General features: G+C 55.1%; 10 protein-coding genes. 5 read left to right on the forward strand and 5 right to left on the reverse strand.

Annotated features, from left to right (window positions below):
* The first annotated feature begins 190 nt into the window (after window positions 1–190).
* Window positions 191–634 carry a carboxymuconolactone decarboxylase family protein gene (locus KRAC_RS30205; RefSeq protein WP_007913914.1) on the forward strand — a complete coding sequence of 148 codons (444 nt, stop codon included), beginning with the start codon at window positions 191–193 and terminating at the stop codon, window positions 632–634.
* 168 nt (window positions 635–802) lie between these two features.
* On the opposite strand, the gene KRAC_RS30210 is transcribed toward KRAC_RS30205, so the two are convergent.
* Complete coding sequence (locus tag KRAC_RS30210; protein ID WP_007913916.1) at window positions 803–2047, reverse strand: MFS transporter; 1245 nt, start codon at window positions 2045–2047, stop codon at window positions 803–805.
* 128 nt (window positions 2048–2175) lie between these two features.
* Window positions 2176–2640 (reverse strand): Rrf2 family transcriptional regulator, encoded by a 465-nt coding sequence (locus KRAC_RS30215; protein ID WP_007913917.1) that lies wholly within the window; start codon window positions 2638–2640, stop codon window positions 2176–2178.
* Between the two features lie 249 nt (window positions 2641–2889).
* On the opposite strand from KRAC_RS30215, the gene KRAC_RS30220 reads away from it, so the two are divergent.
* Both KRAC_RS30220 and fumC read left to right on the forward strand, forming a co-directional pair.
* A complete protein-coding gene (locus KRAC_RS30220) occupies window positions 2890–4623 on the forward strand; it encodes an NAD-dependent malic enzyme (RefSeq protein ID WP_007913919.1) in 1734 nt (577 codons plus the stop codon).
* Window positions 4620–6152, forward strand: a complete 1533-nt coding sequence (fumC, locus tag KRAC_RS30225; protein ID WP_007913921.1) for a class II fumarate hydratase — start codon at window positions 4620–4622, stop codon at window positions 6150–6152. The genes KRAC_RS30220 and fumC overlap by 4 nt, the downstream gene beginning before the upstream one ends.
* A gap of 32 nt (window positions 6153–6184) precedes the next feature.
* Here fumC and KRAC_RS30230 read toward each other — a convergent pair whose 3' ends face one another.
* Window positions 6185–7000, reverse strand: a complete 816-nt coding sequence (locus tag KRAC_RS30230) for a hypothetical protein (protein ID WP_007913923.1) — start codon at window positions 6998–7000, stop codon at window positions 6185–6187.
* A 228-nt stretch (window positions 7001–7228) separates the two neighbouring features.
* Between KRAC_RS30230 and KRAC_RS30235 the strand changes: the two genes are divergently transcribed.
* Window positions 7229–8764 (forward strand): RNA-guided endonuclease TnpB family protein, encoded by a 1536-nt coding sequence (locus tag KRAC_RS30235; RefSeq protein WP_007913925.1) that lies wholly within the window; start codon window positions 7229–7231, stop codon window positions 8762–8764.
* Between the two features lie 219 nt (window positions 8765–8983).
* On the opposite strand, the gene KRAC_RS30240 is transcribed toward KRAC_RS30235, so the two are convergent.
* Complete coding sequence (locus KRAC_RS30240; RefSeq protein WP_007913927.1) at window positions 8984–9415, reverse strand: hypothetical protein; 432 nt, start codon at window positions 9413–9415, stop codon at window positions 8984–8986.
* 170 nt (window positions 9416–9585) lie between these two features.
* Entirely contained in the window at window positions 9586–11055 is a 1470-nt protein-coding gene (locus KRAC_RS30245) for a serine/threonine protein kinase (protein WP_007913933.1), read from the reverse strand.
* A 409-nt stretch (window positions 11056–11464) separates the two neighbouring features.
* On the opposite strand from KRAC_RS30245, the gene argE reads away from it, so the two are divergent.
* Window positions 11465–12664 carry an acetylornithine deacetylase gene (argE, locus tag KRAC_RS30250; protein WP_007913937.1) on the forward strand — a complete coding sequence of 400 codons (1200 nt, stop codon included), beginning with the start codon at window positions 11465–11467 and terminating at the stop codon, window positions 12662–12664.

Raw genomic sequence — 12664 nt, forward strand, 5'->3', positions numbered from 1 at the left:
TCACACACGTTGTCAATACCTGGTACATATCTCCCTTTGCTGAAAGCTCTGAAAGTTTTTTTGCTTAAAAATGGCACCTCTATAATAATATAAATTGGTTCTTTTAACAAGTCCATTATTGGTGTATACTACCACCAGATAGAAGATAACTACACGAAACAATCTGATGATATTAAAAGGAGCTTCAATCATGGGAACAAGACTAAACTACGGTAAAGCTGCGCCTGGAGCGATGAGGGCTATGAATGGCTTTGAGACATATATCAACAACTGCGGGCTTGAGGCCTCTTTGAAGGAGCTGGTACGCCTGCGCGCCTCGCAGATCAATGGATGCGCATATTGCGTCAACATGCATAGCTTTGATGCCCGCGAGGGTGGAGACACGGAGCAGCGCCTCTACGCGCTACCCGTCTGGCACGAGACGCCTTTCTTCAGCGACCGCGAGCGCGCCGCCCTCCTCTGGACCGAGAAGCTCACGCTGATCTCCCTCGATCGCGTACCCGATGAGGTCTACGAGCAGGTCCGCCCCCACTTCTCCGATGAAGAACTGGTGAACCTGACCCTGCTCATCGCCACCATCAACGCCTGGAACCGCTTCGGCATCAGCTTTCGCGACGTCCCCTCTGCAAAATAAAGAAAGATTTAAGGGGTGGCGGAGGACGCGCCCTCGGCGCGTCCTCCGCCACCCCTTAAATCAGCAAGAAAATAGCAAGTTGCTTGACTGGATTATTGCCTGGGGCTACCGAATATGTTGTGGGGTCCATGCCGGCATGGACCCCACAACATATTCTGCATCTTCTATTTACTCAGGGACAACCACTAGTTCTTCAGTGGGCTTCTTATGTCCCCACAGCTTATCCCTGTTCAACCGCATACTCCCAAAGAACAGTAGCAGAGCCAGGAGAACGCAGGCCATCCCAATCCAGCCAAGTTGTGTCACCGCGACAGCGCGGAGAGACAGTCCTCCAATGACCGCTCCCCCGGCAATGCCCAGATAGAACATAGAGTTATTCAGGGCCAGAATCACGTTCGCGTGCTCAGGAGCCACGCTCAGGAGGCGATGCTGCTGCGGAATGAAGAGCAACGATCCCGATATCCCCCAGACAAAGAGCGCCAGCAGCCCCCCCAGCCACGTTGTCGTTACCAGCGGAACAACAATTTCCATAATCAATAATAGGACCATGGAGACAAGCAACGGGCGCTGTGAGCCGACACGGTCTGCGATCATACCACCCGACCAGTTGCCAACCACCACGCCCAGGCCAAAGACAACCAGCATACCGCTGAGATCCACAATATGCATATTTTGCTGCAAGAGCGGCCCGATATAGGTATAGATAGTGTAAATTGCCAGGTTCCACAGGAACGCGGGCAGCAAACTCAACACCAGGCGAGGCTGAGTTATGGGTGCGAGGCGCTGCCTCAGCGATACCGCTGGCGGCGTCGCAATTCTGGGCAGGCCGCTGAGCAGAAAGGCCAGAAATCCTATTCCGGCCAGGCCCGCGACCAGGCCAAAGGAGAGGCGCCAGCCAAAATGCTCACCAACCCAGGTTCCCAGCGGAGAGCCAAGGGCAGTCGCGACGGTAAGCCCGATAACAACCAGCGCTAGAGCCTGACCACGCTTCTCTGGCGGAGCAAGCGCGATTCCCATCGTATAGGCCTGCGGCGCATAGATTGCGGCGAAACAGCCAGTCAAGATACGCGTCAGCATCAAGAGCGGAAAGGTCGGCGCCAGGGCTGACCCGACGTTTGCGAGACAGAAAAGACCGAGAGAGACAATCAATACGCGGTGCGGCGACCAGCGCCCGATGAGTACAGCCAACAACGGCGCCCCCAGCCCATAGGTAAGCGAAAAGGCGGTAACCAATTGCCCGGCCACGCTGACCGTAACGCCCGTTTCATGAGCGATCACAGGCAGAACTCCAGCTACGACAAAAGCATCAGTCCCCAGCGCAAACATGCCCAGCGCCAGCAAGAGAATACGCGGATTTATACGAGTCGCCCGGCTGGCTCCAGCCAATGAGCGTTGTTGAGTCATTTGCGACATTAAAATAATAGCCTTTCAATGCGGTGTAATAATTTTTGTTACACCAGGGCATAAAAAAAGAGTTTTATGCCAGCGTCAGCTTGACAGTGTGATAATTGGCACAGCGAGGAATCTGGCGAATAGATCAATCATTCATTCTGCCGAGAAAGGGTAGCGGTGGATGCAAGCGTATCACGCAAAACATCGGCAATCGTTGTGCGCGCCAATTCTTGCTCCATGGCGTCCTGGACATTGGCGTAGATTCCCTGCAAAGCGGAGCCTATGCCGCATCCTATAGGACATTGTGGATTGGGGGGCGTGTGATGGAGCGTGAACATGGTATGCGGCTTAACGACCTGGTATACCTCAAGGAGCGTAATCTCCTCTGGTTTGCGCGCCAGCTTCCAGCCCGCGTTACTCCCGCGCTGTACTCTGACCAGGTGTTGTTTCTCCATCATTCCCAGCAATTCGCGCAGTATGACCGGATTGGTATTGACACTCTCAGCAATTTCTCGCGACGTGGAGAAATCATACTGATCGCCATAATTCGCCATTCTCCGCGCCATCCAGGTCAGGGTATGGACCGCCAGTGTTAAGCGACTATTGCCACTCATACTCTTTTCCTCAATCCACTCTACTGTGGGCCTCACTCCTAAGGTCTCCGGTGTAATGATATTTACTACATCTGGATGTAAGCAATATACCTACATTCACGGAGAATGTCAAGAGGATGAGAAAATTCATCACCTCTCTATCTCGGCTCACAATCTTGCCTTTCCTTTGATGCTGCCGTGATTGATTGGTGACGTAAAGTAAAGTTAGAAGGTTGTACTGTGTAGAAAATAAGGATGGGGCATACCACTATGAGAAATTATCGCTTACTCCCCAGCGCATCTGGTGGAAACCGTCGCCTGGAGACTGAAGTGTATGGCCTGGATCTCCTGAGCGATCCCATGTTAAATCGTGGAACTGCCTTCACAGCGCAGGAGCGCAAGACCTTTCACCTCGACGGTCTCCTGCCATCCGCGATGACGACCATCGATGAGCAGGTCAAACGCGCCTACACCCAGTATCAACAACAAGGGGGCGATGTACAGAAAAATCTGTTTCTAACCGCCCTACAGGACCGTAACGAGGTCCTCTTCTATCGCCTGCTCTCCGAACACCTCTACGAGATGTTACCAATCGTCTATGACCCAACCATCGCCCACGCGATCGAACACTATAGCCATGAATACCGGCGACCACGCGGGGTCTACCTCTCCATCGATCACCCCGAAGACATCGAGGCGGCATTTCGCAACTTCGGGGCGCAACCCGATGAGATTGACCTGATTGTGGCGACCGATGCGGAGGAGATCCTTGGTATCGGCGACTGGGGTGTGGGCGGCATCGAGATCTCAGTTGGCAAGCTCGCCGTCTACACCGCCGCCGCTGGCATCGATCCGGCTCGCGTCATTCCAGTCATGCTCGATGTAGGAACCAACCGCGAAAGCCTGCTCAATGATCCCTTCTACCTGGGCAATCGACACGCCAGGGTACGCGGCGCACGCTATGATGCCTTTATCAAAGCCTATATCAAGACCGCAACAAAGCTGTTTCCTCATGCAATGTTGCACTGGGAAGACTTTGGACCTGGGAACGGGCGCCGCATTCTGGAGAAGTACCGCTCACAGATCTGCACCTTCAATGACGATATGCAAGGCACCGGAGCGATCACCCTGGCCGCCTTGTTCTCAGCCATGAAGGTCTCTGGGCAGCCTCTACGCGATCAACGGGTCGTCATCTTTGGCTCGGGCACCGCCGGAATTGGCAATGCCGACCAGATACGCGCCGCCATGATGCGCGAGGGATTATCGCAAGAAGAGGCCACACGACGCTTCTGGTGCGTCGATATCCAGGGCCTCCTCGTCGATAACATGGGCGAGGCGCTCCGTGATTTCCAGGTTGCCTATACCCGTCCAGCCAGCGAGGTATCCGGATGGCAACACGATATGCCCGGTGGAGGCATCAGCCTGGCCGAAGTCGTGCGCCAGGTGCATCCCACCGCTATGATTGGGACCTCGACGGCTCCAGGGACCTTTACCGAGGCCATAGTCAAAGAGATGGCAGCCCATACAGAGCGCCCCATCATCTTCCCCCTCTCCAATCCCACAACCCTGATGGAGGCTACGCCGACCAACTTGCTCGCCTGGACCGATGGACGCGCGCTCGTCGCGACAGGCGTCCCCTGGCATCCCATCACGCTCAAGGGGACAACCTACACGATTGGCCAGGCCAATAACGCCCTCGTATATCCAGGGCTTGGGTTGGGAACGATTGTTTCACGAGCACAGCGTGTCAGCGATGGCATGCTTATGACGGCCGCCAGAGCAGTAGCCAGCCTCGTCGAGGTGAATCAGCCTGGAGCCTCACTCTTGCCACATGTGGAGAACCTACGCGCCGTCTCTGCGACTGTCGCCGTAGAAGTCGCCAAAACAGCCGCTGCCGAAGGACTCGCCAGGGCCAAGCTTCCCAATATCATTCAGCAAGTGCAGGACGCGATGTGGCAGCCTGTCTATCCCCAGGTTGTCGTCAGACAGGAGGTCCATGTATGAGCACGCCTCGTAGGAGCAGTCCGAAAAAGAGCACGCAAACCGTCGTTGAACATGATCTACCCGTTGATACTGGAGCAACTGGTACTCGCCAGGAGACTGATTCCATGGGTGCCATTGATGTTCCAGCAGAGCATTATTGGGGAGCGCAAACCCAGCGCTCCCTTATCCACTTCTCTATTGGCGATGACCACATGCCAAAGGAGGTCTATCATGCCTATGGATATGTGAAGAAGGCGGCAGCCATCGTCAACGCCGAAGCAGGCAAGCTCTCACAGGAGAAAGCAGACCTGATCTGCAAGGTAGCCGATGAAGTGATCAAGGGTACTCTTGATAGTGAGTTCCCTCTGTACGTGTGGCAAACGGGTTCGGGTACTCAGTCAAACATGAACGTGAACGAGGTCATCTCCAACCGCGCAATTCAACTCGCCGGAGGAAAATTAGGCAGCAAAAAGCCTATCCATCCCAACGATGATGTCAACATGTCGCAGTCCTCCAATGACACCTTCCCTACGGCGATGAATATAGCAACCGTGTTCATGTTCACAGAGCATCTCATCCCCAAAGTGGAGGCTCTCATCCAGGCAATGTGGGAGAAGGCTCAGCAGTGGGTTGATGTCGTCAAGATTGGCCGCACCCACCTGCAAGACGCCACTCCTCTCACCGTCGGACAGGAATGGTCGGGCTATGTCACCCAACTCAAGGATGCGCTCGACCTCGTTAAGCAATCCATGAAGGGTCTCTACAGACTCGCCGCAGGTGGAACCGCCGTGGGGACAGGGCTTAACACCTTACCAGACTTTGGACCCAGGATCGCCGCGGAAATTGCCCACCTGACAGGGCATCCCTTTATCACCGCCCCCAACAAATTTGCCGCCCAGGGATCGCTGGACGCCATGGTCAATGCCAGCGCGGCCCTGCGCGCCCTCGTAGTCGCACTCATGAAGATTGCCAACGATCTGCGCTGGCTTGGGTGTGGTCCTCGCGCGGGCCTGCACGAACTGAACATCCCGGCCAATGAGCCAGGCTCCTCCATTATGCCTGGCAAGGTCAATCCCACGCAAGAAGAGGCCATGGTCATGGTGTGTATTCAGGTCATCGGCGATGATAATGTGGTCGCTATCGCTGGCTCTCAAGGAAACTTCGAGCTAAACGCCATGCGACCCATCATCATCAATAATGTGCTCCACTCAGCACGCATCCTGGGCGATGCCTGCGAGAAACTGCGCCAGTACAGCATTGAGGGGATCACGCTAGATGCAAAGAGGATCAATACCTACGTCAATGAGTCGCTGATGCTGGTAACAGCCCTGAGTCCGGTCATAGGCTATGATAAAGCCTCAGCCATCGCCCATAGGGCGTTTGACACTCATACCACCCTGCGCGAGGCCGCGCTTGCCAGCGGCTACATCAGCGCCGACGAGTTTGACCGGGTCGTAGTACCCGCACAGATGGTTGGCAATCCCCACAGGGACCTGCAAGCAACCCGTAAGGACCTTTTTGCAGAAGTAGAGAAAACAAAATCGAGATAGCCCAGGAAGCTCGCTTCCTGGGCTATCTCGGTCTACTTGAGATCGTCATAGAAATGATCCCGACAGGAACGTAAGGCCTGGTTGAGGTAGTACACGCTTTCGTGGAATTGACGCTGAATCAGGAGGGCTGGAAAAGAGAACTCACCCTGCTGCGAGAGTAGTTGAAGAGCGAGTTCAGGTCCATTAATATCAAAGGCAGCAAGCTGGTAGGTCGCAATGCTCTGCCTCTGGTTCTGCCACGCGGAGGTCAGGACCTGCTCAATTTCTTGGTAGGTAAAGTGCTGCTGGTTGGGGAGCCGCTGCTTCGCCCGATACCAGTACATATTCACGCGAGGCGCGTTTAAAAGAAGCAGTGCATGCAGGTGCTCGCTCAACTCAAGGTTGCGCCAGAGGGCCTGTAGATGCAGGATCGAGAACATTTGCGCATCCTGATACTCACCACCCTTGGGATTGCTAGCCTGCGCCATTAGTAGCTGCTCGGTCGCATGCAGGCGCGTGTAGGAGTAATGGAGATTACGTAAAACGACCTCAAGTTGGAGAAGGCAGAGTGCCAACGCGCGAAAAACCTCTTCAAAAGCGGTCTCAACCTGTCCCCTTGCGTGCGGAGGAGGCTCAGTATAGGCGACATCGTACATATCTCCAGGTTGGACATCACCGGAGAGATGAGCATATTCGCTACTGAGCACAGCGCTGGCTACTGAACCAATAGCTAAGGGAATACCCGCATTGAGCATCTCCGAACCCTCATAGAAACAGAGCGTGCTTGCAACCGCCAGATTGCTACTGAGATCTCTAGTCGCGCCCACACAGGCCTGTAAACGCTGCTTGTGCTGTTGCGTAAACTGCATATATGCCTCCCAATTCTTTTCGCTCACAATTATTGAGATAACAACCCGCTGACGTAAATGGGCTTTAGCCCGCCGCAAGCCACGGTTCTTGAGACCGTGGTGAGGCGTGTTCTTGGGCTTGAGCCCTTCTCAAAGGAGTACTTTCTAGAACGTCCGTTTGACAATGTGGCATCAGTCTGGTAGTATCAAAGAGCGATACCATCTACTTCGCGAGAGGAGGTACTGGGCATGGCAAAAGCCTTGAAAACGCTTCGACAGGCGTTACACTATCCGCCGCAGTATGCTGACTACTTCGCGGCAAACCAGCTCCTCTTCAACCGTGTCGTGGCCTTTTATGTTGAGGTCATCCAGGCTCATGAAGGCATCCTCTCTCTCAAGAACAAGGAGGCCCTCACTACCCTGGCGCGACTCACCCATGCGACGGAGAAAAATCCCCGCCCCATCGTGCCACTCTCTGATCTCGCTCCCGATGTCCCTGCTATGTTTCGCCGTGCCGCTATCAATGCGGCCCTTGGCTCCGCGCGCGCCTTTTTCTCCTCGCTCAACACATGGCGAGCACGCAAAGAGAGGCACGAGGCCAAAGCAGGCACAACGGGGAAGAAGAAGCAGCCCTTCAGAGAGCGGCCACCAGTCCCGCCGCGCACCTGGAACAAATCGGCTCCCTTCTACGCCGGCTTGTGGAAAGAACGCACGAGTCACTCCATCACACTCAAAGTCTGGACCGGCTCACGCTGGTCCTGGCTCAAAATCGGGACGCTTTCTCGTGAGCTTCCCGATGGCTTCGAGATGGGCAGTCCGCACCTCGTCCGCAAGGGAGCTCGATGGTGGCTCCATATCCCCATCGAGAAGACATTTGAAGCTCCCGCAAACGTTAGAGAACAACTCACCACTGGCGAGAAGCGGATCTGTGCGGTGGATCTCAATCTCGACCAGCATCTCGCCGTCTGCAGCGTCCAAACCGTTGACGGCACCATCCTGGCCACCTCCTTCATTGGGAATGGCACAGCGATAGCGGGCTGTAGGAAGAAACTGCTTGGACGCATTGCACGCAACCGATCTCAGACCGGCATCCTGGCCGAAGGGGAACAGGACAATGTGGCGCTCTGGCGCAAGATCAGGCACCTCGATGAGCACATCGCGCACCAGGTAAGCGCCCGCATTGTTCAGTTTGCTCTGAAGCAGCACGCCAGCATCCTGGTGTTCGAGCATCTGGGCTCCCTACGCCCGGCCAAAGGGCGGTATTCGCGCCGCGGCAACCTCAAGCGCGCCTACTGGATGAAAGGGCGCATCTTCAGGTACTCGAAGTATAAGGCGTGGAACGCAGGCGGGATCATCACCTGCCGCGTCAATCCGCGCAATACGAGTCGGGAGTGCCATCGCTGCCATGGGCTCGTCATTCGTTACCAGGAGGGCGAACCAGTTGAGGGATACACACCCGGGGCGCCCCTGTGCCTGTGCCCACAGTGCCAGATGCGCGGCCATGCGGATCGCAATGCCAGTCTGAATATCGGGCAGCGCTTGCTCAAGCGCATGCAAGACCCATTGAAGGAAAAGCCTCATGCTTGTTCGCGACGTGCGACGAGGGAGCCGAAAGGCTCAGGTGTTGGGATCTCCCAGGATGCCAAACGCCACCAGAGACCATCTCTTCCTGTGGCAAGGCGTGGAGATCATGCCAACGAGCATGGCACCGCCCAGAGAGGAAGGCGCCGGATGGGTGCGCCCCTCTTAGATATTGCGTCCCAACTACGGATGCACTTTGAGTAGTGGCCAGGCCACACCTCTCACGCATCCGACTACGGCACAGTGTCAGAAGCTGCTCGGCTTCAGCCGATGCTGAGTGTCACTAGAGGTAGCATACTGCCCCGCCCCAAAGTGGACTATAGCGCTTCACCTACATTTAAACAGGCAAACGAAAGCGAGATGGTTGAGGAAGTGACCTTCTCCAACCATCTCGCTTTTCCTATGCTATTGCGCTCGCCCACCTTAGCTCTCAGACCCGCCTGGTTCGCGTGAAGCATCTTCTGTCTCCTCCACCAATACGTCTTGCGCCTCAACTTTGATCATACGCAAGAAGGCCTCGACCGTCTCAACGGCCTCATCGGCGCTGGGCAATGTCTGCTCCTGTGCTGGCTCCTGGCGCTGTCGCTTCCAGGGCAGGCGGGCAAAGATCCTCTGAGCCACGCCCTCTTCCGCCTGCATAGAAGCGGCGTTCTCTGCCTGAGCCGCCACGGAGGTATTGCCATAGTAACAACGTGTACAGATCAACCACGTCTGCGCCGCCCCGCTCAACCCGGTATGCGTGCGTCCACTCTCAACCACATGCCGCTCACAGGCCCCACCCCCACAACGCGAGCAGACCGCGCAGGCCATATGTGCAGCCGTCGAACCTTCACAAATACACTGGTAACAGATCACGCTTAGCCTCCTCTGGTTTTCTGAGTGAATAGCCTCCAATTTCAGCACCTGCCATCCCCTTTCGACCACTCGCCAGCAAAACTATGAAATCCTCCCCCAGAAGTAGGGGCCAGGCATAATCTATGCTTTCCTTTTAAAGTCTTTGGGATCCCGCAAATAAGCATCAAGGTTTAGCACTTACATAGGAGCAGGCATTGACATATAGGAGTGGGAGTTGGTTTGGGACCTGAGGTGGGGGTTGGTCTGGGACCTGGCGAAGTTGCCGTCGCCGTAGGCAATACATTGGCCGTTGGGGATGGAGTCACTCGCGCTTTCTGCGTGGCGGTTGGCAAGGGTGTAATCGTTGATTGCGCCACCGGTACTTGTGTTTGTGTCTTTGTCGCAGCCATAGACGGCGCGGTCGCGGGGAAGGTAGGTCTCTGTTCCTGTTTGCCTGATGACAAGAATTGAAGCAGCAGGCCGATGCTAAGAAGCAGCACACAGGCGAGAGCCAGAAAGCTCCCTATGAGAACGACCTTTCTGCTACGCTGAGTCGGCGTTTTTGTCTGAACCAGGGAAGGCTCTTTCTGGGTAATCTGGAAGGTGCTCTCTGGAGCTTCCATTATGGGCGCGTTGCTTGTCTGAGGGAGTATAAGGGGCGCTGGTTTGTCCGTCCCACGCTCCTGAGCCTCCGGCCGAACATTGCCGCCCTTCGGCCTGGGCGGCGTAGCGACAGCGATACTCTCTCTGGGTGAAAGAGGGCTACTCTTCTTGTTCTTGCTTGTCAGCAGGGAAGCGGGTGTGGATGCCCCTTTTTCTCCAGTTAAAAGTGGTAGGAGCATCTCTAGAGATGGGTTCATTGTTACATTCACGTGACCTGCGGTAAGAGCCTCGATAAAGACGGCAACGTTCTCGTGACGCTCCAAAGGATCATCTGCCAGGGCTTTAAGTAATGCATCATCTAAATAACGGGGCAATGCAGGAACAATGTGCGACGGTAGGACAGGATAAATCTGGGTAAACTGGCCTTCGGTGAAGGTGGTGGCCGCATGCGGAGGCTCACCAGTCAGCAGTTCATACGCCATAAATCCCAGGGCATATTGATCGCTCTCTCTACGGGAAGTGCCATTGTTTTGTTCAGGCGCCTGATACTGGCTATCCTCTTGCTCAAGTTGGGAGTGGGAAAAATAACTTTTGAGCAAGCTTGGCGGGATAAAGTCCGCTAGCATAGCCTCATCCTGGGCATTAAAAAGCACATTTTCTGGTTTGAGGTGTGTGTGTACCACGTTCCACCCATGTGTATACGCGAGCGCCTGTCCTACCTGCATGAGGATCAGGAAAGAGTTCTCCAATGTGAGAGGTCTGACACTCTTGAGGCGCTGACGTAACGAGCCATTAGGCGCATAACGACTGATGAGATACGGGTTGCCATGCTCAATACCTCCATCGAGAAGAGAATTAAGAAAGGGATGGCGCAGTTGTATTAATTGATCTACTTCGTTATAAAAAAACTCTTGATCTATCCCTGAATCCAGAGAATCGAAGATCTTAATGGTCACTTTCTCTGTAGGTGCCGTTATCGGTCGGGCTAGATAGAGACTACTCTTCGTTTTCTTCGCGAGTTGGGTGACGAGTCGATATCCACGAAATTGTTCGTTCATCTGTAAAACCTCATCATACAGTGCTTCGAGCGAATGCCTTTCCCCTGGCGATCAACTATAATTCCTCGTGCTCTTCAATCTTTAAAGAATAAATGGCAAGCTTTTCACAATCGCACAAGAGCACCCCAGAATATGGGCATTCTTAAACCTAAGGCTATTATACCTATCTCAAAATAGTTTCTGACCCCGCCGCTTAGAATGTAGCCTGATGGTACCACTTTTTAGCGACATACATGCACTAATGCAAGAGTTTAAAAAGTAGCGTGAAAGAGAGCATTTTGATAGAAACTTATGACACATCAAGTAAATTGTATTTATCGCACTATAAATAAAGCCGCTATCCCATCCCTGACGTGCTATGATAAAGTAGCATTATGCGACAAATATGCAGAGGAGAGACGATACTATTATGACATCGCTGCAACAGGGAGAGCTATGGGAGCTTTCGCGCCGCCTGATCGGCTTTAATACCGTTAGCGCGCTCAGCAATCTAGAGGCCGCCGAGTATCTTGCCAGCTATCTTGAGGAGAGCGGCCTGACGGTGAAGGTGGCTCGCGACGAGATCGAGGGCGTCACCAAGGCCTCGGTGATCGCCTGGGCTGGTCCCGCGGTCGAGGGCGGCCTGATTATCTCGGGCCATATCGATGTCGTTCCCTTCGAGGGCCAGCCCGGCTGGAAGTCGGACCCGCTGGAGTTGATTACGGACGGCGAGAAGTTGTATGGCCGTGGCGTCACAGATATGAAGGTCTTTATCGCCCAGGCCATCCTGGCCGCGAAGCGGCAGGACCTCAGCAAACTGCGCCGCCCCCTGATGTTTATCCTGACATATGATGAGGAGGTCGCGGGCCAGGGCTCGCAGCGCCTCGTCAAGCAGTTGCCAAGCATACTCCAGGGCTTTCCCCTGCCCAGGACCGCCCTCATCGGCGAGCCGACGAACTTTGAGATCTTCCCTGCCCACAAGGGTTACGCGACCTTCAAGATCTCCGTTCGCGGCCAGGGAGGCCACAGCAGTGCCGCCGACCGTGGCCTGAACGCCATTAACCGCATGAGCGACGTCATTCAGATCATCAAGGAGACCGGGCTTGAGCTAAAGCAGCAGGTTACGGCCGAAAACCTGCGCCTCTTCCCTGAGAATCCCTCGACGGCCTTCAATAATGGCGTTATCCAGGGTGGCCTCGCCGCGAATATGATCGCCGAGACTTGCGAGTTGACGACCAGCATGCGTGTCGCGCCCGGCGATAACGTCGAGCAGGTCATCGCGACTCTGCGCGAGCGTATCGAGCGTGAGATCTCACAGGAGATGCGCAAGGCCGCGCCCGAGTGTGGCGCCTGGGTCAGCGATGCCATCTCAGTCCCTCCACTGAACTCGCCCGCCAATGATCCCTTCATCGAGGTCCTGGGCCGTGTGATGGGGCAGCGTAGCGAGCACGGCGCGCCCTACGCCACCGATGGCGGTCCCTTCCAGGCTATCGGCATCAATTCTTACATCTGCGGCCCCGGCCTCATCGAGCAAGCCCACCAGCCCAACGAGAGCCTGCCAGTTGAGCACTTCCACTCCGGCCAGGAGCGCCTTGAACGCCTTATCCAGGCATGGTGTATGCAATCATAA

Origin of the sequence: Ktedonobacter racemifer DSM 44963 (assembly GCF_000178855.1) — a bacterium.
GTDB lineage: Bacteria > Chloroflexota > Ktedonobacteria > Ktedonobacterales > Ktedonobacteraceae > Ktedonobacter > Ktedonobacter racemifer.

Excerpts from the sequence above, each read along its gene's own strand:
- KRAC_RS30205 (WP_007913914.1), top strand. The coding sequence starts at position 191 with ATGGGAACAAGACTAAACTACGGTAAAGCTGCGCCTGGAGCGATGAGG.
- KRAC_RS30210 (WP_007913916.1), bottom strand. The coding sequence starts at position 2,047 with ATGTCGCAAATGACTCAACAACGCTCATTGGCTGGAGCCAGCCGGGCG.
- KRAC_RS30215 (WP_007913917.1), bottom strand. The coding sequence starts at position 2,640 with ATGAGTGGCAATAGTCGCTTAACACTGGCGGTCCATACCCTGACCTGG.
- KRAC_RS30220 (WP_007913919.1), top strand. The coding sequence starts at position 2,890 with ATGAGAAATTATCGCTTACTCCCCAGCGCATCTGGTGGAAACCGTCGC.
- fumC (WP_007913921.1), top strand. The coding sequence starts at position 4,620 with ATGAGCACGCCTCGTAGGAGCAGTCCGAAAAAGAGCACGCAAACCGTC.
- KRAC_RS30230 (WP_007913923.1), bottom strand. The coding sequence starts at position 7,000 with ATGCAGTTTACGCAACAGCACAAGCAGCGTTTACAGGCCTGTGTGGGC.
- KRAC_RS30235 (WP_007913925.1), top strand. The coding sequence starts at position 7,229 with ATGGCAAAAGCCTTGAAAACGCTTCGACAGGCGTTACACTATCCGCCG.
- KRAC_RS30245 (WP_007913933.1), bottom strand. The coding sequence starts at position 11,055 with ATGAACGAACAATTTCGTGGATATCGACTCGTCACCCAACTCGCGAAG.
- argE (WP_007913937.1), top strand. The coding sequence starts at position 11,465 with ATGACATCGCTGCAACAGGGAGAGCTATGGGAGCTTTCGCGCCGCCTG.